Origin of the sequence: Streptomyces smyrnaeus (genome assembly GCF_017676345.1) — a bacterium.
Taxonomy (GTDB): Bacteria; Actinomycetota; Actinomycetes; order Streptomycetales; family Streptomycetaceae; genus Streptomyces; species Streptomyces smyrnaeus.
Genome location: NZ_JAFFZM010000006.1, coordinates 170,238 through 193,557, shown reverse-complemented (window position 1 = coordinate 193,557; position 23,320 = coordinate 170,238). Strand labels below are relative to the sequence as shown.

Genomic DNA, 23,320 nt, shown 5'->3' with positions numbered 1-23,320 from the left:
GCGTCTCTCCTGAACACGATATGTCGCGTATCGCGAGAGGTGCAAGCCTCCCGCTCCCTCCGCTGTCGCGATCCCGCGCTTCCCCTGTGCCCCCTCGTCACTCCTCGTCCTCGTCGTCCAGCCGGGCCAGCCAGGTGGCCAGCCGCTCCACCGGCACCTCGAAGTCCGGGTTCAGGTCGACGAAGGTCCGCAGCTGCTCGGACAGCCACGCGAGACTGACCTCTTCCTCGCCGCGCCGCTGCTCCAGCTCTTCGATGCCACGGTCGGTGAAGTACACGCTTCTGCTCCTGGTCAGGTGCCTACAAGGGGGTGAGGGCGCGGCCTACGCCTCCGCCTCAGAATATGCCGGGTCCGCAGCCCCCGGTTCTCGGGACCTGGGGCCGGCCCGGCCGCATTCGCCCACCGTGTCGACCGCGCCGTGCCCACCCTCGTGTCAGCCGCGCCGTTTCACCGCGTCCGAGGCGGCGCCGACCGCGATGCCCAGGACGATCAGCAGGACGCAGGCGTACACCTCGTAACCGTCCAGAAAGCCGAACCGGTGGAGGGCCGCCCACGGGAGGTTGAACCGGCCGTCGGTCACTTCGTGCACGAGGCCGCCCCCGCCCTGGACGATGAGAACGAACGAGACGAAGCCGAGAAATTTCTTCATGGCAGCAGGCTGGCCGTAGCGGCGTTCTCCAGGGATCGGCCTTCGGGGGCGGCGGGGACGACGGAAGTCTGCGATGCGGCGCACCGGGGTCATACCAAAGTCGATACCTCCCGCCGACCGGCCACGACCGCACACGGCAAGCCGTAGATTCGCCGCATGGGGCTGCTGAAGATGGACCGTACGGGGCGCCGGATCCGCTGGACCCCCCGCACGCAGTGGTCGGTCCGCCAGTTGGCCGGTCGGGTGCGCCGGGCGGGGCAATCCGCAGGTGTGGGCGTCGAGCGCCGGATGAGCCGCCGCGGGGGCCGGGAGTGGGCCGCCGACATCGGCGCCTTCGTCTTCGCCGGCTGCTTCATGGTGCTCAGCGCGGACGCGGTATGGGTGGACCCCGGCACCTCTCCGACCGCACTGCTCCTCGACCAACTGGCCGGCGGCCTGGCCTGCGCGGCGGTCTTCCTGCGGCGCCGCATGCCGGTACCACTCGCCACCGTACTGCTGCTCGCTGAGCCCTTCTCGCACTTCACGACCGGTCCGATCCTTGTCGCCCTGTTCACCGTCGCGGTGAACAGGGCGCCGAGGGTGACGGCCCTGCTGTCGGTGCTGGCATTCGGGCCGGTACCGATCTTCCTGGCGAGCGGACCGGCAGCCGACGACCCGCGAACGGCGTCGGCCCTCACCTACTTCGCGCTCCTGGCCGGAGCGATCGGCTGGGGTCTGTACGTACGGTCCCGACGCCAACTCGTCCTCTCGCTGCGCGAGCGGGCCGCCCGTGCCGCCACCGAGGCGCGGCGCGAGGCGCGGGAGGACATCGCACGCGAGATGCACGACGTGCTGGCGCACCGCCTCTCGCTGCTGAGCGTGCACGCGGGCGCCCTGGAGTTCAATCCCGGCGCCTCCCCGGACCAGGTGGGACGGGCGGCAGGCGTGATCCGCGACAGCGCGCACCAGGCCCTGGAGGACCTACGGGAGATCATCGGCGTACTGCGCGCACCGGACGCCGGCGACCGCCCCCAGCCGGTGTTGGCCGACGTCGAACAGTTGACGGCCGAGTCGCGGCAGGCGGGCTCCCGCGTGACCCTCGCCATGGACGTGGCGGGCGGCCCCGACACGGCCCCGCCGGTGGCGGGCCGTACGGCGTACCGCATCGTCCAGGAGGGCCTGACGAACGCCCGCAAGCACGGCCCGGGCCCCGACGCCCCGGTCTCCGTGACCGTACGGGGCGGCTCCGGCAAGGGCCTGACGGTCGAGATCCGCAACCCCGCGCGGCGCGACGCTGCACAGCGCGACAGCACGAGCACCGGCACCGCGATCCCCGGCGCCGGACAGGGCCTCATCGGACTGAAGGAGCGCACCCTGCTCGCGGGCGGCACCCTCGAACACGGCTGGGACGGCACCGACTACCGGCTCTACGCCACCCTCCCCTGGCCGCGCTGACCGCCGGCCGGACCCCGAGCCCGGTGCTGGTCCCCGCCGGTCATCTCGCCGAACTTCCGTACAGCGTGTGCAGTTGATCTTGCCGCTGGTGAACGGGGACGAGCGCCGAGGGGGGGTGTTGTGTGAGGCCGCCCATAGGAGCCAGATCACTTACGAGGCCGGATCGTATGTCCGGTTTGCGAGGATCCGGGGCGGGGGGTGCGACGGCTCGATCGAGTCGGGTATGTCGCACTACGTGGGGTCGTAGGTCACACAGTTGTCGGGCCGGGGAGCCGGTTCCCAGGGGGGGTGCCAGGTCGCGACGAGACCGGGACAAGCGCACCGCACGGTGCGGCCCCCCGGGGATGCGCGGCCGGATACGTCCCCCACTGGAAGGCTCTCCGCTCGCATGCGTACTGCTCTTCGCTCGCTCAAGCCCGCCCGCCTGGCCACCACCGGCCTGACCGCCCTGGGCGCGGCCGGTATCGCCACCACCGCCCTGGCCGGCACCGCCCACGCGGCCCAGGCCCCGGCCAAGCCCGCCACCAAGCCCGCCGCCGTCGCACACGCCCACGACGCCAAGGCCACCAAGGCAGCCAAGGACGAGAAGGCCGCCAAGGCCGAGAAGAAGGACGAGAAGAAGGCTGGTGGCAAGGAGTACGCGGACAACCTGGACGGGTGGATCCGCGAGGCCCGCGCCATCATGAAGGAGCACGGCATCCCCGGCTCCTACGAAGGCATCAAGCGCAACATCATCCGCGAGTCGGCCGGTGACCCCAACGCGGTCAACGACTGGGACATCAACGCCAAGAAGGGCACCCCCTCCAAGGGCCTCCTGCAGGTGATCCAGCCCACCTTCGACCGCTACCACGTCGAAGGCACCCCCGACGAGCTGACCGACCCGGTCGCCAACATCGTCGCCGCCTGCAACTACGCCGCCGACCGCTACGGCTCCATGGACAACGTCGACTCCGCCTACTGACCAGCAACACCCCCGCAACACCACACCACGCATGCGAACAGGAGCGGGCGGGAGGAACACCACCTCCCACCCGCTCCTTCGCATATGCCGTGGTGTCCTTGGCCGTCAGTCGGAGGGCCCGGCGGGCCTGTCGGGTGCGGCGGGTCCACCGAAGACGCGGGGGACCATGGCCTGGATCAGGCTGTCGACGTCGTAGGGCTCACGCAGGATGTCGGGAATCGTCATGTCGTCGACCAGCAGGCCGGCCATGGCGAGATAGAGGAGGGCGACGCCCAGGTCGTCGCCGGGCATCCCGACTTCGCGGTGGTAGGCGATGAGGCCCTGGAACTCCTCCCGCAGGAACCCGGACAGTTCCTCGTACAGCTCCGGCCGTCGGGTCGCCTCCAACCGCAGCTCCAGCATGGCGAGATAGCTGCTGCGATCGGCGCGCATGCGCTCCACCAGATCGCGCATCAGTTGGACTTCGAGCGCGAGTGTGCGCGGGGCGCTCATCCGTTCGGCCAGGGCCGCCTCGTCGGGCGTGAGCCGCTCGCGGGTGCGGCGCATGACCTGGGTGAGCATGTCGCCGCGGTGGGCGAAGTAGTTGGACGCGGTGCCTGTCGGTACGCCCGCCTCTTTGTCGACGGCGCGCAGCGTCAGCCCGCGCGAGCCCTCGCGGGCCAGCACTTCGATGGCCGCGTCGAGCAGCGCGGTACGCCGCTCGGTGTTCTGCCGCATGACGGCTTCCCTGCCTCTCTCGGGGGCTTCCGGGATTTCCCCGAACTCTCTTGCACCACTTCATTTGAAGTACTACGGTCGAACCACTGCAATCAGAGTAGTACAAACGAAGCACTTCAAGGGAGTCAGTATGCGAGGTCAGTTCAACGGCACCGCCGGCCGCCCGGAGTTCCGCAGCGAGCAGCGCCACCAGCCCTGGCGCAAGCCCCTCAGGCCGCACTCCGTCCCGCGCCCCCGTCCCCTGCCCAAGCCGGGCACCCGGCGCTGAGCGGTCCCCGGCCCCGGCGCCCGGCCCTCTCAGCCACAGCCAGATCTGGAGGTCCGGGCAGCACCGGACCTCCAGGAGGGCGCCATCAGTCCGCCCGCACATCCGAGGCGGCGGATCGCCTTTTCAGTGCACTGCCCCCGGCCGAGCACGTACGAAATGTGCGGTCGGAACGGTCATGCCCCCGTCGTCGAGCCCGGGCGGACGATCATCAGGACGACCACGATCGCCCACAGCAGGTTGAAGATGCCGGTCACCATGGCCAGCTGGGCCGCGGCGGCCCGGGGGTCGGGTATGACGGGAACCGCTTCGCCCTCGTCGAGGCCGATGCCCGCCGCACCCAGCATCCGGGCCTGACGGGGCAGGACGACGGCACCCAGGAGGATCGCGGCGAGGGTCGTCAGGATGAGGGAGGCCACCAGCCATGCGTCCGAGAGGACGCCGAGCTGGGCGCCGGTGGCCATCCCGAAGACCGGGACTGCCACACCGAACAGGGCGTAGCCCCGGCAGATGCGGTGCAGCAGCGCAGCGGCTGCCGCCCCGCGCCCCTTTACGGCGCCGCCATCAGAACCGGCTCCGGTGCCATCACCGGTGCCATCACCGGCTCCGGCACCGGCAGCGGCAGCGGCAGCCGGCAGATCTCTTGCGAAGCGCGGAAACATCGACGCGGCCACCGCGATCGGCCCCACGGCCAGGATCGCCGCGAGTACATGGAGGGAGAGCAGCAGCTTGGTCACCGAGGACCCCCGATTCGACAGCTTCATAGGTTGGCAGCCAACACAAATGGATTGGCGGCCAATAGGTAGCACACCAATACGTTCCTTGCCTACACTGGCCCCATGAAGACGGAAGCGGTACGAGGACACCTCGACGGACTGCTGCTGGCCGTGCTCGAACCCGGGCCGCTGCACGGGTACGCGATCATCACCGCGGTGCAGGAGCGCAGCGGGGGCGCGCTGGAGCTACGGACGGGCACCGTTTATCCGGCGCTCAAGCGGCTGGAGCGGCTGGGGCTGTTGGCCGGCGACTGGCAGTCCACCGGAGAGCGGCGCCGACGCTGCTACACGCTCACCGACGCCGGACGCCGGACGCTCGCCGAGGAGCGCACCGCATGGCGCGAGTTCACCGAGGCGATCGGCGCGGTCCTCGACACACCCGCGCGGCCCGCACGGATCCGGCCTGCGACATGAGCGACGGCAGCGACCTGAGCGACGGCAGCGACAAGAGTGGCGGCAACGACATGCGCGACCGCTGCGACACGGGCGGCAGCAACAGACAGCATCCACACCCACACCCGCCCCCACATCCCGACCCGCTGGTCGCCTACACCGAGGCGCTGGGCGCCGCGCTGCTGGGCCCGGCACGTGCCAAGACCCGTATGCTCGCGGAGATCCACGACGGGCTGCTGGACGCCACCGACGCCTACGTCCAGGAAGGGCTTCCCCGCACCGAGGCGGCCCACCGTGCGGTGCGGGACTTCGGACCGGTGGCCGTACTGGCGCCGGAATGCCAGCGCGAGCTGACAGTCGCACAGACGCGCCATACCGCGTGCGCGGCAGCACTGTGCGCCCCCTTCCTGCTGGTCTGCTGGGCGTTGGCGCGCACCGCCGTCGGCCCGTCGGCCGCCCCTTTGGCGCTGCTGGCCACGGTGAGCACCCTGCTGGCCGCATTCACCCTCGCCACCACCGGTGGCGTACTGGCACGCCGGTTCCCCGTCCCCCGGACCCTGCCCCGCATGGTCGCCTGGACGGGGACGGGGGCGAGTGTCGGCATGGCGGTGGCCGCCCTGGCGCTGGCCTGCACCGCGTTCATGACCGCGCAGTGGCCGCTGCTGGCACCGGCGGGCGCGCTGGCCGCCGTCTCGCACGCCGTGCTGAGCACCTCGGCCCGCGTCAGCCGCCGCCGCCTCGCGCCCGCCGCCGCGCTCTCCGAGCGCGAACCCGGCTCCCTCACGGGGTGAAGCTCCGCTCGGCGTCCCGGGGTGGGCGCGGGTCAACCCGGCAGTGGCCCGCCGGTGAGCACGGCGGCGCGGCAAGCGGCCAAGGTGCCCCAAGCGGTCTGCAGGGCACGGGCCTTGCGCAGCAGAAGGGTCAGGTCGTACTCGTCCGTGTAGCCCAGCGCGCCGTGCACCTGCAGCGCCGTACGTGCGGCCAGGTGAGCGGCGCGCGAGCAGGCCGCCTTGGCCGCGGGCAGATCGCGGGGGTCGGCAGCCGCGTCGCCCCGTACGGCCAGCGCGCCGCCGTACAGCAGGGGCCGTGCGAACTTAAGCGCCACGGCGACGCTCGCCAACTGGTGCTTGACCGCCTGGAAGGACCCCACCGGACGCCCGAACTGCCGCCGTTGCCCGGCGTACGCCACGCTCCCCTCCAACAGCGCCTCGCCCGCCCCGAGCAACTGCGCGGCGGTCAGCAAGGTGGCGAGCGCCCGGATCCGCCGTGGGTCGGCGGACACGGCTTCGCCGGGCACACAACGCACCAGATGACGGCCGGGGTCCACGGAACGCAGCGGCGTGCCCACGGCCGCGGCGGTGGTCAGGCCCCCGGCGACGAGTACGAACGTCAGGTCGGCGACGTGTGCGTCCACCGCGTAGCCGACCCCCGGGCGGGTCTCCGCGCCGGGACCGGCGGCTGACGCACGATCGGTGGCCGTCGCCGGATCGGTGACCGTCGCCAGGTGTTCGCCGGTCAGGAGGCGGGCGGGCCACGGGGTGCTGGGATGCAGTCCGGCGGCGAGGGCGACCGTCTCCACCAGAGGGCCGGGGACACCGGCGCGGCCCGTCTCCACGAAGGCGGAGGCGAGTTCGGGCGGGTACCAGCCGAGGCCTCCTTGCTCCTCCGGGACGGCGAGTGCGGGCAGGCCGGTGTCGGCGAGGGAGCGCCACAGGGCCCGGCCCGGCCGCTGGTCGCCCGCCGCCCAGGCGCGGGCGGCCTCGTGGGGCCCGGCGTCGGCCAGCAGGCGGCGGACGGTTGCGGCGTAGCCGCGGTGCTCCCGGTCCGGTACGAAACGCATCGCGGCTCAGCGTCCCCTCGGCAGGCCGAGCAGCCGCTCGGCGACGATGTCGCGCTGGATCTCGTTGGTCCCGGCGTAGATCGGCCCGGCGAGGGCGAAGGTCCAGCCGTCCAGCCAGCCGGACTCCGCCAGTCCTTCGGCGATCTCGGCCGTGCCGGGGCCGAGCAGGTCGAGCCCCGTCTCGTGCAGGTCGATGTCGAGTTCGGACCAGAAGATCTTGTTCATGGAGGCGCTGAAGGGCGGGGCGGCTTCGTCTTCCGCTTCCCCGGAGGCCGCCGCATACCCCGCCAGCTGGTACGCGCGGGCCCCGATCCAGGCGTCGGCCACCCGCTGCGCGACTGCCGTGTCGCCGGGGTCGGCCCGTTCCCGCCACAGGTGTCGCAACCGCTCGGCGGCTGCGGTGAAGCGGCCCGGCGAGCGCAGGGCGAGGCCGCGCTCGTTGCCCGCCGTCGACATGGCCGCCCGCCAGCCCTGCCCCGGCTCGCCGATGACGTCCTCGTCCGGCACGAAGACGCGGTCCAGCAGGATCTCCGCGAAGGCCGGCCTGCCGTCCAGCCTGGCGATGGGCCGTACGGTGACGCCCGGCGCGTCCAGCGGGAACATCAGATAGCTCAGCCCTCGGTGCCGTTCCTGTTCCGGGTCGGTGCGGAAGAGGCCGAAGGCGCGGTCGGCGAAGGCGGCGCGGGAGGACCAGGTCTTGTGACCGCTCAGCAGCCAGCCTCCGCCGTCCCGTTCGGTGCGCTCGGCGCGGGAGCGCAGCGCGGCCAGGTCGGAGCCGGCTTCGGGTTCGGACCAGGCCTGCGCCCAGACCGTCGTACCGGCGGCCGTCGGCGGCAGGATGCGTGCCCGCTGCTCCTCGGTGCCGTGCGCGAAGAGGGTGGGGGCCAGCAGGTTGATGCCGTTCTGGCTGACGCGGCCGGGCGCGCCGGCCGCGTAGTACTCCTCCTCGAAGATCAACCACTCGGTGAGGGTCGCTCCACGGCCGCCGTACGCACGCGGCCAGGAGACGACCGACCAGCCGTACTCGTACAGCTCGCGCTCCCAGGAGCGGTGTGCGGCGAAGCCCTCGGCCGTCTCCAGGGACGGCAGCGGTTCGTCGGGCACATGTGCCCGCAGCCAGGTTCGGGCCCCGGCACGGAAGTCCTCCTCGGCGGCGCTGAATTCCAGGTCCATGCTCAGGCCCCGCCCCTGGTGCCGGGGCCGGGTTCCGATGGGGGGTCCTCCGCGCCACGGGCAGCCGCAGCGCGCATCGTGCGCGCGTCCATCCCGCCCAGCGGGTCGCTGCCCGTCTCCGCGTTGTGCGCATGCGCGAGGTGGTGCAGGCCGAAGACCGAGTCCAGTCCGCTGTGCAGGCCCATCAGGTCCTCGGCCTGGTTGACGGCGCGCTTGGTCAGGGCGAGGCCGAAGCGGGGCATCTCGGCGATGCGGGCCGCCAGCGCCTCGGCCTCGGCGGTGAGTTCGGCGCGCGGGACGACGCGGTTGACCATGCCGATCTCGTATGCGCGCCGGGCGGTCATCCGGTCCCCGGTGTAGAGGAACTCCTTGGCGATGCGCGGGCTCATCACCCACGGGTGGGCGAAGTACTCGACGCCGGGGACGCCCATCCGTACCACCGGATCGGCGAAGAAGGCGTCCTCGCTGGCCACGATCAGATCGCACACCCAGGCGAGCATCAGCCCGCCCGCGACACAGGCGCCCTGCACGGCGCAGACGACGGGCTTGGGCAGCTCGCGCCAGCGCCGGCACATGCCCAGGTAGACCTCGGACTCGCGGGCGTAGCGGGCCTCGGCGCCCTCCTTGCCGACGTGGTCCCACCACAGTCCGGCCTTCCGGGGGAACGACAGGTGTGCGTCCCGGCCCGGGGTGCCGATGTCGTGCCCGGCGCTGAAGTGCTTGCCGGCACCGGCGAGAACGACGGCGTGCACCGCGTCGTCGTCGGCGGCCCGCTGGAAGGCCGCGTCGAGTGCGTAGGTCATCGCCGAGTTCTGGGCGTTGCGGTACTCCGGGCGGTCGAGGGTGACGCGGGCGACGGCGCCGAGGCGCTCGTACGTCACCGCGTCCGGGGCTCCTGGGCGGTCGTCGGGCATGAGCGCGCTCCTCGGACGAAGCTTCAGCTTCCCTAACAAGTGTTTGGTAGGTTAACGTGACCGGGCCGACCCGTCGAGAGCCACCCGTCGCGAGCCACGAGGGGCCCCGTATGAGCAGCAGCGCACCCGCCTGCCCGGTACCGCACGGCCTGTTGACCGACCGCTTCGTCGTCGTCACCGCGGCGGCCGGCAGCGGGATCGGCGGGGCGACGGCGCGCCGCGTACTGGAGGAGGGTGCGGCGGGCGTCGTCATCGGCGACGTGCACGAGCGCCGACTCGGCGAGACGCGGCAGGCGCTCGCCCGGGAGTTCGGCCCGGCGCGGGTACAGGCCGTCCCCTGCGACGTCACCGACGAGGACCAGGTGGGCGCGCTGCTGGACGCCTGCACGGCCCGGCACGGCCGCATCGACGTCCTCGTCAACAACGCCGGTATGGGCGGTACCGCCGAACTGGTCGGGATGACGGACGCGCAGTGGTCCCGCGTCCTGGACGTCACCTTGAACGGCACCTTCCGCTGCACCCGCGCGGGGCTGCGCGCCATGCGCGACCAGCCCGGCGGCGGCGGAGTGATCGTCAACAACGCCTCGGTCGTCGGCTGGCGTGCCCAGCGCGGCCAGGCGCACTATGCGGCGGCCAAGGCCGGCGTGATGGCGCTGACCCGCTGCGCGGCACTGGAGGCGGCGGACTTCGGGGTACGGGTCAACGCCGTCTCACCCTCCCTGGCGATGCATCCGCATCTGGCGAAGGTCACCACGCCCGAGCTGCTGGAGGAGCTGACCTCCCGGGAGGCGTTCGGGCGGTACGCGCAGCCGTGGGAGGTCGCCAATGTCATCGTCTTCCTGGCCAGCGACTACGCGTCGTACATGACCGGCGAGACGGTCGCCGTGAGCAGCCAGCATCCATGACCGGCCGCCCGGCAGGCCGACGGACAATGGACCCATGGTGACGCCGAAGAAGACCGCCACCGGCGCCGAGCGCCGGGCCGAGCTGCTGGCGACCGCGGCCGAGGTGTTCGCGGAGCTGGGCTACAACGCGACCACCGTCCGCACGATCGCGGACCGCGCCGGGATGCTGGCGGGCAGCCTCTACTACCACTTCGACTCCAAGGAGTCGATGGCCGACGAGATCCTCAGTGCCTTCCTCACCGATCTGTGGGCGGGCTACCAGCGGATCGAGGAGGCCGAGCGGGGGCCGCGCGAGACGTTCGAGGGGCTGGTCGCCGAGTCGTTCCGGCAGATGGAGCGGCACCGTCCGGCCGTCGCCATCTATCAGAAGGAAGCCCGCCATCTGGCCCCGCAGGAGCGGTTCCGGTATCTGGCCGACTCCCAGGAGCGCTTCCAGAAGCTGTGGACGCGGACCCTGGAGCGCGGGGTGGCCGACGGCAGCTTCCGGGCCGACCTCGACATCCCCGTCGCCTACCGGTTCGTCCGCGACACCGTCTGGGTGGCGGCGGTCTGGTTCCGGCCCCAGGGACGCAAGAGCGCGGCACAGATCGCCGAGCAGTACACCTCGATGGTGCTCGACGGAATCGCCACCCGCCCGGTGGCCGGATGACCGATCGAAAGCTGACTCAAGGAGCGTGACCGGCATGTCCCACGGTGAGGCATACATCGTCCAAGCGGTCAGGTCGCCCGTCGGCAAGCGTGGCGGGGCACTGGCCGGGGTCCACCCCGCCGACCTGGGCGCACACGTGCTGCGCGCGCTGGTGGAGCGGGCCGAGGTGGACCCGGAGGCGGTGGAGGACGTCGTCTTCGGCTGCCTGGACACCGTGGGGCCGCAGGCCGGTGACATCGCGCGCACGGCGTGGCTGGCCGCGGGGCTGCCCGAGTCGGTGCCCGGCGTCACCGTCGACCGGCAGTGCGGCTCCTCGCAGCAGGCCGTGCACTTCGCGGCCCAGGCCGTGCTGTCCGGCACGGCCGATCTGGTGGTCGCGGGCGGCGTGCAGAACATGTCGCAGGTCCCCATCGCCTACGCCTCCCGGCAGGCGGGCGCCCCGCTCGGCCTCACCGAGGGCCCTTTCCAGGGCTCCGAAGGCTGGCGGGCCCGCTACGGCGACGCGCCCGTCGACCAGTTCCACGGCGCGGAACTGATCGCCGAACAGTGGGGCATCAGCCGCGCGGAGATGGAACGCTGGGCGCTGCGCTCGCACCAGCGGGCGGTACGCGCCATCGACGAGGGCCGCTTCGAGCGCGAGATCGCCCCCTACCAGGACCACGCGGTGGACGAGGGGCCGCGGCGCGGCACCAGCCTGGAGAAGATGGCCGCCCTCGATCCGCTGGTGGCCGGCGGCCGGCTGACGGCGGCGGTCTCCTCGCAGATCTCGGACGCCTCCGCCGCCGTACTGCTCGCCTCCGAGGAGGCCGTACGCACCCACCACCTCGTCCCCCGCGCCCGGGTGCACCAGCTGGCGGTGCGCGGCGAGGACCCGATCCGCATGCTGACGGCGCCGATTCCGGCGACCGCGCACGCCCTGAAGCGGGCCGGGATGACGCTGGAGGACATCGATCTGGTCGAGATCAACGAGGCGTTCGCCTCCGTCGTCCTCGCCTGGCTGCGGGAGACCGGCTGCGACCCGGAGAAGGTCAACGTGAACGGCGGCGCCATCGCCCTGGGCCACCCCCTCGGTGCCACCGGCGCCAAGCTGCTGACCACCCTCCTGCACGAACTGGAGCGCACGGGCGGCCGCTACGGGCTGCAGACCATGTGCGAGGGCGGCGGCCAGGCCAACGTGACCATCGTCGAACGCCTGTGACAGACGAACGCCTCTGAACGAACGCCTCGGACGAACCCCGGAAAACGGCCGCTTACGGGGGCGGGCGGGCCGGGCCCGGGACGGGACGGGACGGGACGGGTCACGAACGGCACAGGTCGCGGCTTTGAGATCGTAGGTCCATGTGTGTCTCCATGGGCCCGGCCGAGTTCTCCGGCACCACGCTGTACATGGGACGGCTGCACCACGCCCGGCACGGCCTGGTGCACGTCCTCGGCTACCAGAACACCGCCGTCAACCGCGCCGACGGCCCCAACGCCATGCTGCTGCACCTTCCCGCACAGGGCATGACGCAGGACAACTTCCTGGATGTAGGCCGCAGTTCGGACGTGCTGGAGCGGATGGTGGAGGCCGTGCGGCCGAGATCCGTGGCGGCGGGCGGCATGGCCTGGATGGGGTCGGCCCCACCGGCGGACGAGGTGCAGGTCTTCGAACACGACATCTACACCGTGCTGCTGGCCTCGGACCCCACCGCGCTGCCCGCGGCGCTGCACCGGGTGCCCGCGCACAGACGACCGGCCCTGGACCCGGAGCTGACGCGGTTCTACGCCGAGCGCTATCCCGAGTACGCGATGGCCGTGTGCTGCTTCGACAACGCCGAGGCGGCCAAGGCCAAGCCGCTGCTGATGTGGTACACGCCGCTGGACCCGGACGTGCTCACGGCGCCCGCGCTGGACGCCCACACCGGGCGCCCGCCCGGCATGGTGGGGCAGGTCCCGGTCGACCACTGGGTGCTGTTCGGCAGCGACGAGGCGCCCACGGGCTGGGGCGAGCCGGTCGACCACGACCGCGGAATGCGCCACCGGCTGCACGAGTTCCTGCCCGCCGAGGTGCGCGGTGAGCACTTCTCCGGGCTGCTGCCCAACGGCGACTTCGCCCTCCACCACGCGGACCTGCTGGCCGGCGGCCGGGCCAGCAGGATGACCGGCGCCGTGGGGCGGTGAGGGGTGCCCCTGCCCCTGCCTCTTGTGTGCGGACTGTGGGTGCTTTGTGGCTGTGGGGGCACCTCCCGGCCGAAGGCTGGGGGAGCAGTTCCCCGCGCCCCTGACCGGGCTCACTCCGCGCCGTACACCGGCTCCGGGGCGGGTGACCTGCGGAGCAAGCCCCGGACGGCGGTGTCCAGTTCCGCCGCCTCCCAGCGGGCACCCTTGTCGGTGCACGCGGCGCGGCGCCAGCCGTCCATGACGGTGATCCGGCCGCCCTCCGCCTCGAAGACGCGCCCGGTGACACCGTCGGAGGCGTCCGAGCCGAGGTGGACGACGAGCGGTGACACGTTCCCCGGGTCCATGGCGTCGAATCCCCCGTCCCGGGGTGCGGCCATCTCCTGTGCGAACGTCCGCTCGGTCATCCGGGTGCGGGCCGCCGGTGCCACCGCGTTGACCTGGACGCCGTAGCGGCCGAACTCGGCGGCGGCGACCAGGGTCAGCGCGGCGATACCGGCCTTCGCCGCGGCGTAGTTGCCCTGCCCCACCGCACCCAGCAGTCCGGCGCCCGAGGAGGTGTTGACGATCCGGGCGCGGGGTGTGCGGCCCGCCTTCGACTCGGCACGCCAGTGGGCTGCCGCGTGCTTCATCGTCAGGAAGTGCCCTTTGAGGTGGACCCGTACGACCGCGTCCCAGTCGTCCTCGTCCAGGTTGACCAGCATCCGGTCGCGCAGGAACCCCGCGTTGTTGACGAGCGTGTCCAGGCGGCCGAAGCGGTCGAGCGCCGTACGGATCAGCCGCGCCGCTCCCCCGCTGTCGGCCACGTCGTCGGTGCTGACGGCCGCCTCGCCGCCCCTCTCGCGGATGTCCGCCGCCACTTGCTCGGCGGGGGCAGGGGCGGGGGCAGGGCCTGGGACGGAGGCGGAGGTCGCGGCGGCGTCCGCTGTGCCCGCGCCGTCGAGGGCGACGCCCAGATCGTTGACGACCACCTTGGCACCCGCACGGGCGAAGGCCAGGGCGTGCGCGCGGCCCAGGCCCCGTCCCGCGCCGGTGACGACGACGACACGGCCCTCGGCCGGGCGGTCAGGAGTGGGGCTGTTTCGCTGCTGTGGCATGACGACCTCCGGACTCAGGGTCTGTTGACGTTCGCGGCGTCCAGGAAGGCGGGCCGCTCGCCGCCGCCGTGCACCGCGAGGGAGGCGCCTGAGATGTAGCGCGCGGCGTCCGACGCCAGGAAGACGCAGGCGTCGCCCACCTCTTCGGGCTCCGCCAGCCGCCCCATCGGCACGGTGGCCGCGACTGCCGCGACGCCCGCTTCATCGCCGTAGTGCAGCTCGGTCAGCTCTGTGCGGGCCATCCCCAGCACCACGGTGTTGACCCGCACTCCGTCCCCGGCCCACTCCATGGCCATCGACCGCGCCAGATTCTCCAGCCCCGCCTTGGCCGCCCCGTAGGCGGCGGTGCCCGGCGACGGGCGGCCTCCGCTGACGCTGCCGACCATCACGACGGCGCCACCGCCGGGCTGCCCGCGCATGACCGTGTACGCCGCGCGGGAGAGGTGCAGCGGGGCGAGGAGGTTGAGTTCGACGACACGGGCGTGGTGGCGCGGCGCTCCCTCGGACAGCGGCCGGTAGGGGGTGCCGCCCGCGTTGTTGACCAGTACGTCGAGGGAGCCGTGGTCGCGGGCGACGCGGCTGCACAACTCCGCCGCCGCCCGGGGATCCCGCACATCGAGGGGGAGGTAGCGGGCCTGCCGGCCCGCGGCCGTGAGGGGGCGCGGGGGCGGGTGGCGCGCACAGACGACGACCTCCGCGCCGGCGCGGAGGAACGCGCGGGCGATACCCGCACCGACCCCGCGGGTTCCTCCGGTGACGACAGCGATGCTCATGGCTTCGGCCCTTTCGCGGGGACGAGTGCGCTGCTAGCTTGCTCTCAACTGCACCAAACAAACGTTAGGTGGATACGTTAGGTGGAAAGGTAGCTGATCCCCGCGATGTCTGTCTCCACCTCCACACCACGCGACGGCGTCGCAGTGGTCACCGTCGACCACCCACCCGTCAACGCCCTCCCGGCGCGCGCCTGGTACGACCTGGCGGAAGCCCTCACGGCGGCGGGCCGCGACCCCGCGCACCGGGCGGTGGTACTGACCGGCACCGGCCGGGGCTTCAACGCGGGGGTCGACATCAAGGAGCTGCAGCGCACCCCGGGCCACGGCGCCCTCATCGGCGCCAACCGCGGCTGCGCCGCCGCGTTCGCGGCGGTGTACGAGTGCGAGGTGCCGGTCATCGCGGCGGTGCACGGCCACTGCCTGGGCGGCGGCATCGGCCTGGTCGGCAACGCCGACGCGGTCGTGGCGACCGAGGACGCCACCTTCGGCCTCCCCGAGCTCGACCGGGGAGCCCTGGGCGCGGCCACCCATCTGTCCCGCATGCTGCCCCCGCAGCTGGTGCGCCCGCTCTACTACACGGGCCGCACCGTCACGGCCCGCGAACTCCACCACCACGGCGCCGTCTGGGCCCTCGCCCGGAGCCGGACCGCGCTGCTGGAGGTGGCGTTGGAGCTGGCCGACCGGATCGCCGCCAAGGACGGACTGCTGCTCCGCCTCGCCAAGGAGGCGCTGAACGGGATCGACCCGGTCGATGTGCGCCGCAGCTACCGCTACGAACAGGGTTTCACCTTCGAGGCCAACCTCGCGGGGGTCTCCGACCGGCACCGGGACGCCTTCCTCGACGCCCGGCCCGACGAAGGGAGCCGACCGTGACCGACGAAGGGAGCCGACCGTGACCGGCCTGGACAAACGGCTCTCCCTGCCCGAATTCGCCGGGCGGATCACCTCCGGTATGACCGTCGGCATCGGCGGCTGGGGCGCGCGGCGCAAACCGATGGCACTGGTACGTGCGCTGCTGCGAACCGGCGTCAGGGATCTGACAGTCGTCTCCTGCGGCGGCCCCGACGTGGGACTGCTGGCGGCGGCGGGCCGGATACGGACACTGATCGCGCCGTTCGTGACGCTCGACTCGGTGCCGCTGGAGCCGCACTTCCGGGCCGCCCGCGAGTCGGGGGCCCTGTGCTTCGAGGAGTGGGACGAGTCGATGTTCCTGTGGGGGCTGACGGCGGCGGCGCACCGACTGCCCTTCATGCCGGTACGCGGCGGCCTCGGCTCCGACGTGCCGCGCCGCAACCCCCGGCTGCGTACGGTCACCTCGCCGTACGAGGACGGCGAGGAGCTGCTGGCGGCCCCCGCGCTGGACCTGGACGTGGCGCTGGTGCACATGAACCGCGCCGATGTGCGCGGCAACGGGCAGTCGCTGGGCCCCGATCCGTACTTCGACGACCTGTTCACCGAGGCGGCCCGGCACACCTATCTGTCCTGCGAACAGATCGTGGACCGCTTCGCCGGGCCACCGCAGTCGCTGCTGGTGCAGCGGCAGAACGTGACCGGCGTACTGCACACCCCGCGCGGCGCGCACTTCACCAGCTGCGCCCCCGACTACGGGCGGGACGAGGCCTTCCAGCGCGCCTATGTGCGGGCCGCCGGCGATCCGGGCACCTGGCGGGAGTTCGAGGCGCGCTTCCTGGCCGGGGACGAGCACGCCTATCAGCGGGCGGTGGACGGCCGGGAACCGGAAGAGGCAACCGCATGACCACACCGACAGGCGCGACCCGCGCCGAGATCTGCGTCGTCGCCTGCGCCGAGGCCTGGCGCGGTGACGGCGAGATACTGGCCGCGACGGCGGGCACCGTGCCCGCGCTGGGGGCCCGGCTGGCACGGCTGACGTTCAGCCCGCACCTGCTGCTGACCGACGGCGAGGCGATGCTGCTGAGCACACCGCAGGACCCCGGACGGATCGAGGGCTGGCTGCCGTACCGCAAACATCTGTCCCTGGCCGCGCGTGGCAAACGGCACATGATGATGGGCGCCGCTCAACTCGACCGGTACGGCAACCAGAACATCTCCTGCGTCGGCGACTGGGCCCGCCCCCGGCGGCAGCTCCTCGGTGCGCGCGGCGCGCCCTCCAACACCGTCAACCACCCCGTCTCCTACTGGGTGCCCCGGCACTCGCCGCGGGTCTTCGTGCCCCGGGTGGACATGGTCAGCGGCGTGGGCTACGACCGGGCGGCTGCCCAGGGCCCGGCCGTGGCCCGCTTCCACGGGCTGCGGCGGGTCGTGACCGATCTGGCCGTGCTCGACTTCGCGACCCGGGACCACCGGATGCGGCTGGCGAGCGTCCACCCGGGCGTCGGCACCGACCAGGTGCGCGAACGGACGGGGTTCGCACTGGCGGTGGACGGCGAGGTGCCGACCACCAGGGAGCCGACCGAGGAGGAACTGCGGCTGCTGCGCGAGGTACTGGACCCGCACGGCACCCGCGACCGCGAGGTGCGCACATGACCCCGCCTTGGGACGCAGCAGGCTCCGACGCCCCGCTCCGCACCCCGTTCACCTCGCTGGTCGGGGTGCGCCACCCTCTCGTGCAGACCGGCATGGGCTGGGTGTCCGGGCCCCGGCTCGTCTCCGCCACCGCCGAGGCGGGGGCGCTGGGCATCCTGGGGTCGGCGACGATGACGCTGCCGCAGCTGCGCGACGCCGTCCGGGAGGTGAAGTCCCGCACCGAAGCGCCGTTCGGGGTAAACCTGCGGGCCGACGCCGGCGACGCGGCCGACCGGGTGCGGCTGCTGATCGACGAGGGCGTCCGGGTCGCCTCGTTCGCCCTGGCGCCCTCCCGGGAGCTGATCGGACAGCTCAAGGACGCCGGGGTCGTCGTCCTCCCGTCCGTCGGCGCCGTACGGCACGCGAGGAAGGTCGCCGAGTGGGGCGCGGACGCGGTCCTGGTGCAAGGCGGCGAAGGCGGCGGACACACCGGGCAGGTCGCCACCTCCGTGCTGCTGCCGCAAGTGGTGGACGCCGTCCCGGTACCGGTCGTCGGCGCCGGCGGCTTCCACGACGGACGCGGGCTGGCAGCCGCGCTCTGCTACGGCGCCGCGGGCGTCGCCATGGGCACCCGCTTCCTGCTCACCCGTGAGTCGACGGTGCCCGAAGCGGTCAAGGCCCGCTACCTGGCGGCGCAGGTCACCGATGTCACCGTCACCACGAAGGTGGACGGGCTGCCGCACCGGATGCTGCGCAGCGAGATGGTCGCGGCCCTGGAGTCCGCCGGCAGGGCCGCCACGCTGCTGCGCGCGGTGCGCCATGCCGCCGCGTTCAAGAAGCACTCGGGCCTGTCGTGGGCGGCGATGCTGCGGGACGGCCGCGCCCTGCGGCACGGCAAGCAGCTGTCCCTCGGCCAGCTGCTGCTCGCCGCCAGCACCCCGATGCTGCTGAAGGCCGCCATGGTCGAGGGCCGTACGGAAGCCGGGGTGATGGCCGCCGGGCAGGTCGCGGGGGTGATCGACGACCTGCCGAGCGTCGCCGAGGTGGTGGAGCGGACAGTCGACCAGGCGGCACGGCTGCTGCGCGAGCCGGCCGTCGGCGGCCCGCCTACGGCTGTGTGACCGCCAGTTCCTCCCGGGCCTCCATCAGCGCGAAGCCCAGCAGATTGAGCCCCGCCCAGCACTCCGGGTCGGCGGCGCCCGCGTCGTCGGCCGCCAGCCCGATGCCCCACACCCGGTCCAGCGGACTGGCCTCCACCAGCACCCGACCGGCCGTCCCCAGCAGAAAGTCCCGCAGCCGCGCGTCCTGCCCGAACTTCGCCCTACTGGCTCGTACGACGATGCCGTACCGCTCTCGCGCCCAGCACTCCTCGTCGAAGCCGCGCACCTGCCGACCGAGTGCCTTGGCCGCGCCGGGATGCGGCGCCGCCAGCACGCGCCGCTGGGTTACCGCGTCACCGAACAGCCGCGCCTTGGCGGCCATCATGTAGTGCTCGGCACTGGCGTACTCCACCCCGTCCACGGTGAACCGGGCGGGCCACCACTGGCTGAGGCAGCCGGGGCCGACGCCGCCGCCCCTGGGCGGGCGGTGGCCCCAGAAGAAGAGGTACTTGACGCGGTGGCCCCGACGCACCGCCGCACGCAGCTCTTCACGATCGCGTACGGCCGTCACGTCCACCGCTCCCCCTGCCGCTCCACGTCCTGCTCTCCGCGTCCCATGCACGCCCGCCCGCACCTTGGCACAAGGTCACCCGTGTGGCCCAGTGGATTTCCATGAGGGTGCGAATCCCTCCTCCGGGTGGTGGTGAGGGCCGTACGGCGCAACTCGCCGGACCGCCGGCAGGCGCGGCTGCCGACACTGACAGCACTGCGTTGTCATACAAATATGGACGCAGCGGAATCCTTCGAGCGGCCCGCCCGCACCTACGTCTCGTCTGCGGAGTCCCCATGGCCAGCAGGAAGAACCTCGTAGCCGACCGGACAGCCCTCGCCCACAAGGCCCGGTACGCCCTGACCCACCCGCAGCGCATCCCGGGCCACCTCCGGCGCGCGGGCCGGGACCGGTGGCTGGCCTTCAAACACCGCGACCACGTCAGCTACTACCGCGCGATCATGGCCTCCGACACCCGGCGCAGCCCGGACGCCGCCGTGGGCAGCCCGAACCGTGCCGAGTGGCTGAGACTGGGACAACTCCAGTTCGACTATCTGCGCAGCCACGGTCTGAAGCCGTCCGTGCGGATGCTCGACATCGGCTGCGGCAACCTCCGCGCCGGCTGGCGCTTCATCTCCTATCTGGAACAGGGCAACTACTACGGCATCGACATCTCCCCCGATGTGCTGATCGCCGCCAAGCGCACCCTCACCGAACGGGACCTGCAGGCCAAACTGCCGCACCTGACACTCACCCAGGACCTGACGCTGGACTTCCTGCCCGACGCGCATTTCGACGTCGTCCACGCGCACAGCGTCTTCTCGCACTCCCCGCTCGACGTCATCGAGGAGTGTCTGGCCCATGTGGGACGGGTGCTGGCACCCGGCGGCTTCTTCGACTTCACCTTCGACCGCACGGTCGGTACCGAACACCAGGTGCTGCGCGAGGACTTCTACTACCGCACGGAGACGCTGACCGGGCTGGCCGAACGGCATGGCCTGAACGCCCGCTTCATGGACGACTGGGAACTCCTCGGCCACGGCCAGTCGAAGATCCGTGTCACGGCCGAGCCCGCCACGTCCTCGGACTCCGTTGCGGCCTCGCCGTCTGTTCAAGTATGACGGCTCCAAGGGGCTCTCGTCACCGTCTTCCAGGACGATATCCGGCGCGGAATCAGCCCCTAGAGTCGCTGCCATGACCGCGCTCGAACAGCACTCCGAACTCAGCCACGAACTGCTCACCATGAAGGCCGCGGACCAGGCCGCCGCGCCCAAGGCCAACAGCGACGACCCGGCCCAGCAGCTCGCCTGGCGGCGGCTGACAGCACAGCACGGCGACCGGCTGCGCACCCTGCTGGAGCAGCACGGGCACTGGCCGACCGCCGAGGAGGTCGGCGAGGAAGCGGCCCTGGGCGCCTGGCTGGTGGCCCAGCACGCGGACCGGCAGCTGGAGGTGCAGCGGCTGGCCCTGCGGCTGCTGGAGCGGGCCGTCGAGGACGGCTCCGCCGGGCCGGAAGGCCCAGGAAGGCTCGCCTTCCTCCGCGACCGGCTGCACGTCAACGCGGGCCTGCCGCAGCGCTACGGCACCCAGATCCAGGGCGTCACCGCCGACGGGGCACCGATTCCCTGGCCGGTCGAGGACCCGGAGAAGCTGGATGCCCACCGGGCGGAGGCAGGCATTCCGCCGTTCGCGGAGTACACCGCGCAGTACGCACCGAAGAGCTGACCCGGACCGCCGCAGGGCAGCGCCACCCGCCGGGGGATCAGACGGTCAGCACCACCTTGCCGAACAGATCACCCTCCGCCATCCTCGCGAAGCCCTCGCGGGCGCGGTCCAGGGGAAGCACGGAGTCGATGACGGGCCGTACGCCCTTGGCGGCGCAGAAGTTCAGCAGCCCCGCCAGCTCCTCCTTGGTGCCCATGGTGGAGCCGACCACCTTCAGCTCCAGGAAGAAGATCCGGTTCAGCTCGGCGGCGGGCGGATTGGGGCCGCTGGTGGCGCCGGAGATCACCAGAGTGCCGCCGGGGCGCAGCGACTTGACCGAGTGCGACCAGGTGGCGGCGCCCACCGTCTCCAGTACGGCGTCCACCTTGTGCGGCAGTCGGGCACCCGCCTCCACGGCGGCCTCGGCCCCGAGCTCCAGCGCCCGCTTCCGCTTGGACTCCTCCCGGCTGGTGGCGAAGATCCGCAGTCCCGCGGCGGCGCCCAGCACGATGGCGGCGGTGGCCACCCCGCCGCCCGCCCCCTGCACCAGCACGGAGTCCCCCGGCCGGGCCCCGGCGTTGGTGAACAGCATCCGGTACGCGGTCAGCCAGGCCGTCGGCAGACAGGCCGCCTCCTCGAAGGACAGCTCCTTCGGCTTCGGCAGGACGTTCCACTGCGGTACGGCGACCCGCTCGGCGAACGTGCCCTGATAGCGCTCGGTGAGGATCGACCGGGGCTCGCGGGGGCCCACCCCGTGCCCGGTCTGCCCGATGACGGAGTGGAGCACGACCTCGTTGCCGTCGTCGTCGATCCCGGCCGCGTCGCAGCCGAGGATCATCGGCAGCGACTCCTCACCGAGCCCCACGCCGCGCAGCGACCACAGGTCGTGATGGTTGAGCGATGCCGCCTTCACCGCCACGGTCATCCACCCGGGCGGCACCTTGGGCTCCGGCCTCTCCCCCAGCTCCAACCCGTCGAGCGGCGCTTCCTTGTCGATACGAGCGGCGTAAGCAGCAAACATGCCCCGACGCTACGCCGCACTGTCCGCCCGGGGACAGACCAACCAGCTCCCGAGCGACCCATCTCACGCCGTCAGCGCACGTAGTCCTTGAACTTCGTCGTATCCAGGGTGAAGTCGACCGGATCGGGCAGCTCGACCGGTTCGCCGAAGGTCACGGTGTGGGTGTCGCGGTAATGGCCCCGTTCCGGACCGCTGTGCACGGTGACGGTGCAGGAGTCCCGGTCGATCAACAGGTAGACCGGGATACCGGCGGCCGCGTAGGCAGATGGCTTCTCATATCTGTCACGCCGGTCGGTGTCGTGGTCGTACGAGGTGACCTCCACCGTCATCAGGACCCCTTCGGCATCGGCCCACTCTCCTTGCCCGGAGAAGTGATCCGTCGGCGCAAGAACTCCGTCCGGCCGTGCACGCCCCTTGCGGTACGCCTCGACCACCAGCCCCTGCTCCGGATACAGAAACAGCTCCGGACGGTGCTGCATGCACCGCGTCAGCAGCCACCTGATGATCTCGCTGTGATCTCCGTCCGGCACCTTCTTGACCCCGATCTGTCCGCCGAGGAACTCCAGCGTGACGGTCTCGGGGGCCCCGGAGGCGAGTTGCTCGAACTCCTCCACGGCCATCTGCCCTGCGGGCTTGTGCGCGTTCCGCTCGACCATAACCGTCATGTTGGCACCTCCTTCCTTGTCGGGGACAGTCTTGGCGGACCAGACGGCTTGTCGTACCGATTCACCCGTCCGGTACTCCTAACGGGTGATCCACTCGCTTCCCGGCGGCGTCAGCCGTTCAGCGGCATGGCCCCCGCCAGGGTGCGCCACTCCTCGCGGGGAAGTTCGGTGCCGACGTTCGGAGTGACCACCTGCAGCGCGACATGGTCGGCGCCGGCGGCGAAGAACTCGTCCACTCGGGCGCGGACGGCCTCCGCGTCACCGATGGCGTAGACGGCGTCGATGAGGCGTTCGCTGCCGCCGTCCTCGAAGTCGGACTCGGCGAAGCCGAGGCGCAGCAGGCTGTTGCGGTAGTTGGCCAGGCCCAGATAGAAGGAGAGGTATCCGCGCGCGGTCGCATAGGCCTCGGCGCGGTCGGCGCCCGGACGCTGGAGGACGACCTTCAGCTCGGGGGCGAGCACCGGGTCGGCACCGAGGATGTCGCGGGCTTCCGAGGTGTGCTGGGTGGTGACGAGGTAGGGCAGGGCGCCCAGCGAACGCTCCGCCGCCAGCCGCAGCATCTTCGGCCCGAGCGCCGCCAGCGCGCGCCCCGCGGCGGGCACCGGGCGCGCGGCGTTGTCGAGCACGTCGAGGTAGGAACGCATGGCCGAGTAGGGGCGATCGGCCAGCGGGTGGTCGAGGGTGTGACCGGTCTGCGCCTCCGCGTGGCTGACGCCCAGGCCGAGCAGGAAGCGGCCGCCGTACTCGTCCGTCAGCTGCGCGTGCCGGGCGGCCACCTCGGGGGCCGCGTGCTGCCAGATGCTGAGGATGCTGGTACCGACCGTCGCCCGCGAGGTCGCGGCCAGCAGTTGGTGCGCCATGTCCGGCGAGGGGCTGCCGCCGATCCAGAGGGTGCCGTAGCCCAGCTCCTCCAGTTCGACGGCGGCCTCCTCGACCTGCGGCCGCCGTTCGGCGTCGTCCGTACGCAGCGCGCCCGCCCAGATGCCGACCCTGCCGAGATGTGCGTTGTATGCCATGGCGGACACAGCATCACATCGGCGCCCGCTATTCCAGCAACGGCGGCCACACGCACAACGTCAGCCGCACCGCCGAC

28 protein-coding genes are annotated in these 23,320 nt (G+C 72.2%); 15 read left to right on the top strand and 13 right to left on the bottom strand.

Features of this window, described 5'->3' with window-relative positions:
• Window positions 1–97 precede the first annotated feature (97 nt).
• The gene (locus tag JW613_RS12350; protein WP_185018122.1) at window positions 98–277 is read right to left on the bottom strand and encodes a DUF6104 family protein; all 180 of its coding nucleotides are present in this window, start codon (window positions 275–277) and stop codon (window positions 98–100) included.
• Window positions 278–433: 156 nt separating this feature from the next.
• Entirely contained in the window at window positions 434–649 is a 216-nt protein-coding gene (locus JW613_RS12345) for a hypothetical protein (RefSeq protein ID WP_209210840.1), read from the bottom strand.
• A 156-nt stretch (window positions 650–805) separates the two neighbouring features.
• Between JW613_RS12345 and JW613_RS12340 the strand changes: the two genes are divergently transcribed.
• Both JW613_RS12340 and JW613_RS12335 read left to right on the top strand, forming a co-directional pair.
• Window positions 806–2,083 (top strand): sensor histidine kinase, encoded by a 1,278-nt coding sequence (locus JW613_RS12340; RefSeq protein WP_307865870.1) that lies wholly within the window; start codon window positions 806–808, stop codon window positions 2,081–2,083.
• 388 nt (window positions 2,084–2,471) lie between these two features.
• On the top strand, window positions 2,472–3,044 hold the full coding sequence (locus JW613_RS12335) for a transglycosylase SLT domain-containing protein (protein WP_209210839.1): 573 nt from the start codon (window positions 2,472–2,474) through the stop codon (window positions 3,042–3,044).
• A gap of 105 nt (window positions 3,045–3,149) precedes the next feature.
• Here the strand turns inward: JW613_RS12335 and JW613_RS12330 are convergent, their stop codons facing one another.
• Entirely contained in the window at window positions 3,150–3,761 is a 612-nt protein-coding gene (locus JW613_RS12330; protein ID WP_209210838.1) for a TetR/AcrR family transcriptional regulator, read from the bottom strand.
• Between the two features lie 130 nt (window positions 3,762–3,891).
• Between JW613_RS12330 and JW613_RS12325 the strand changes: the two genes are divergently transcribed.
• On the top strand, window positions 3,892–4,029 hold the full coding sequence (locus tag JW613_RS12325; RefSeq protein ID WP_180289757.1) for a hypothetical protein: 138 nt from the start codon (window positions 3,892–3,894) through the stop codon (window positions 4,027–4,029).
• 173 nt (window positions 4,030–4,202) lie between these two features.
• Here JW613_RS12325 and JW613_RS12320 read toward each other — a convergent pair whose 3' ends face one another.
• Entirely contained in the window at window positions 4,203–4,763 is a 561-nt protein-coding gene (locus tag JW613_RS12320) for a DUF2269 family protein (protein WP_209210955.1), read from the bottom strand.
• Between the two features lie 102 nt (window positions 4,764–4,865).
• Here JW613_RS12320 and JW613_RS12315 point away from each other — a divergent pair, with 102 nt between their 5' ends.
• Window positions 4,866–5,216, top strand: a complete 351-nt coding sequence (locus JW613_RS12315) for a PadR family transcriptional regulator (RefSeq protein ID WP_209210837.1) — start codon at window positions 4,866–4,868, stop codon at window positions 5,214–5,216.
• Window positions 5,213–5,986 carry a permease prefix domain 1-containing protein gene (locus JW613_RS12310; protein WP_245225450.1) on the top strand — a complete coding sequence of 258 codons (774 nt, stop codon included), beginning with the start codon at window positions 5,213–5,215 and terminating at the stop codon, window positions 5,984–5,986. The genes JW613_RS12315 and JW613_RS12310 overlap by 4 nt, the downstream gene beginning before the upstream one ends.
• Window positions 5,987–6,018: 32 nt before the next feature.
• Here JW613_RS12310 and JW613_RS12305 read toward each other — a convergent pair whose 3' ends face one another.
• From JW613_RS12305 to JW613_RS12295, 3 genes are read right to left on the bottom strand one after another with little or no spacing between them, the layout of a single operon-like run.
• Window positions 6,019–7,035, bottom strand: a complete 1,017-nt coding sequence (locus JW613_RS12305; RefSeq protein WP_209210836.1) for an acyl-CoA dehydrogenase family protein — start codon at window positions 7,033–7,035, stop codon at window positions 6,019–6,021.
• 6 nt (window positions 7,036–7,041) lie between these two features.
• Entirely contained in the window at window positions 7,042–8,208 is a 1,167-nt protein-coding gene (locus tag JW613_RS12300; RefSeq protein WP_209210835.1) for an acyl-CoA dehydrogenase family protein, read from the bottom strand.
• Between the two features lie 2 nt (window positions 8,209–8,210).
• The gene (locus JW613_RS12295; protein ID WP_209210834.1) at window positions 8,211–9,122 is read right to left on the bottom strand and encodes an enoyl-CoA hydratase; all 912 of its coding nucleotides are present in this window, start codon (window positions 9,120–9,122) and stop codon (window positions 8,211–8,213) included.
• A 110-nt stretch (window positions 9,123–9,232) separates the two neighbouring features.
• Here JW613_RS12295 and JW613_RS12290 point away from each other — a divergent pair, with 110 nt between their 5' ends.
• The 4 genes from JW613_RS12290 (at window position 9,233) to JW613_RS12275 (ending at window position 12,836) form a co-directional block, all read left to right on the top strand.
• Entirely contained in the window at window positions 9,233–10,027 is a 795-nt protein-coding gene (locus tag JW613_RS12290) for an SDR family oxidoreductase (protein ID WP_209210833.1), read from the top strand.
• Window positions 10,028–10,061: 34 nt separating this feature from the next.
• Window positions 10,062–10,676, top strand: a complete 615-nt coding sequence (locus JW613_RS12285) for a TetR/AcrR family transcriptional regulator (RefSeq protein WP_209210832.1) — start codon at window positions 10,062–10,064, stop codon at window positions 10,674–10,676.
• Between the two features lie 34 nt (window positions 10,677–10,710).
• Window positions 10,711–11,874, top strand: coding sequence for an acetyl-CoA C-acetyltransferase (locus tag JW613_RS12280; protein WP_209210831.1), 1,164 nt, complete (start codon window positions 10,711–10,713; stop codon window positions 11,872–11,874).
• Window positions 11,875–12,014: 140 nt separating this feature from the next.
• Window positions 12,015–12,836, top strand: a complete 822-nt coding sequence (locus JW613_RS12275) for a hypothetical protein (protein ID WP_209210830.1) — start codon at window positions 12,015–12,017, stop codon at window positions 12,834–12,836.
• A 110-nt stretch (window positions 12,837–12,946) separates the two neighbouring features.
• Here the strand turns inward: JW613_RS12275 and JW613_RS12270 are convergent, their stop codons facing one another.
• Both JW613_RS12270 and JW613_RS12265 read right to left on the bottom strand, forming a co-directional pair.
• A complete protein-coding gene (locus JW613_RS12270) occupies window positions 12,947–13,930 on the bottom strand; it encodes an SDR family oxidoreductase (protein ID WP_209210829.1) in 984 nt (327 codons plus the stop codon).
• A gap of 14 nt (window positions 13,931–13,944) precedes the next feature.
• Window positions 13,945–14,703, bottom strand: coding sequence for an SDR family oxidoreductase (locus JW613_RS12265; protein ID WP_209210828.1), 759 nt, complete (start codon window positions 14,701–14,703; stop codon window positions 13,945–13,947).
• A gap of 105 nt (window positions 14,704–14,808) precedes the next feature.
• On the opposite strand from JW613_RS12265, the gene JW613_RS12260 reads away from it, so the two are divergent.
• From JW613_RS12260 to JW613_RS12245, 4 genes are read left to right on the top strand one after another with little or no spacing between them, the layout of a single operon-like run.
• Window positions 14,809–15,576, top strand: coding sequence for an enoyl-CoA hydratase family protein (locus JW613_RS12260; RefSeq protein WP_209210827.1), 768 nt, complete (start codon window positions 14,809–14,811; stop codon window positions 15,574–15,576).
• A 28-nt stretch (window positions 15,577–15,604) separates the two neighbouring features.
• A complete protein-coding gene (locus JW613_RS12255; protein ID WP_280635153.1) occupies window positions 15,605–16,459 on the top strand; it encodes a CoA transferase subunit A in 855 nt (284 codons plus the stop codon).
• Window positions 16,456–17,208, top strand: a complete 753-nt coding sequence (locus tag JW613_RS12250; RefSeq protein ID WP_209210826.1) for a CoA-transferase subunit beta — start codon at window positions 16,456–16,458, stop codon at window positions 17,206–17,208. Before JW613_RS12255 ends, JW613_RS12250 begins: the two co-directional genes overlap by 4 nt.
• Window positions 17,205–18,308 carry an NAD(P)H-dependent flavin oxidoreductase gene (locus JW613_RS12245; RefSeq protein WP_209210825.1) on the top strand — a complete coding sequence of 368 codons (1,104 nt, stop codon included), beginning with the start codon at window positions 17,205–17,207 and terminating at the stop codon, window positions 18,306–18,308. Before JW613_RS12250 ends, JW613_RS12245 begins: the two co-directional genes overlap by 4 nt.
• On the opposite strand, the gene ybiA is transcribed toward JW613_RS12245, so the two are convergent.
• A complete protein-coding gene (gene ybiA, locus JW613_RS12240) occupies window positions 18,295–18,858 on the bottom strand; it encodes a riboflavin biosynthesis intermediates N-glycosidase (protein WP_372447938.1) in 564 nt (187 codons plus the stop codon). The two genes, JW613_RS12245 and ybiA, sit on opposite strands and share 14 nt — an antisense overlap.
• Before the next feature lie 275 nt (window positions 18,859–19,133).
• Here ybiA and JW613_RS12235 point away from each other — a divergent pair, with 275 nt between their 5' ends.
• Together JW613_RS12235 and JW613_RS12230 are read left to right on the top strand one after the other, a co-directional pair.
• Window positions 19,134–19,958 (top strand): class I SAM-dependent methyltransferase, encoded by an 825-nt coding sequence (locus JW613_RS12235; protein WP_209210823.1) that lies wholly within the window; start codon window positions 19,134–19,136, stop codon window positions 19,956–19,958.
• A 73-nt stretch (window positions 19,959–20,031) separates the two neighbouring features.
• Entirely contained in the window at window positions 20,032–20,562 is a 531-nt protein-coding gene (locus JW613_RS12230; protein WP_209210822.1) for a DUF6624 domain-containing protein, read from the top strand.
• Between the two features lie 37 nt (window positions 20,563–20,599).
• Here the strand turns inward: JW613_RS12230 and JW613_RS12225 are convergent, their stop codons facing one another.
• The 3 genes from JW613_RS12225 to JW613_RS12215 all read right to left on the bottom strand — a co-directional run bounded on the left by JW613_RS12225 (window position 20,600) and on the right by JW613_RS12215 (window position 23,243).
• Window positions 20,600–21,562, bottom strand: a complete 963-nt coding sequence (locus JW613_RS12225; protein WP_209210821.1) for a zinc-binding dehydrogenase — start codon at window positions 21,560–21,562, stop codon at window positions 20,600–20,602.
• 71 nt (window positions 21,563–21,633) lie between these two features.
• Window positions 21,634–22,227: a Uma2 family endonuclease gene (locus JW613_RS12220; RefSeq protein ID WP_209210820.1), complete on the bottom strand. Its 594-nt coding sequence runs from the start codon at window positions 22,225–22,227 to the stop codon at window positions 21,634–21,636.
• A gap of 110 nt (window positions 22,228–22,337) precedes the next feature.
• The gene (locus tag JW613_RS12215; RefSeq protein WP_209210819.1) at window positions 22,338–23,243 is read right to left on the bottom strand and encodes a TIGR03620 family F420-dependent LLM class oxidoreductase; all 906 of its coding nucleotides are present in this window, start codon (window positions 23,241–23,243) and stop codon (window positions 22,338–22,340) included.
• Window positions 23,244–23,320 lie beyond the last annotated feature (77 nt).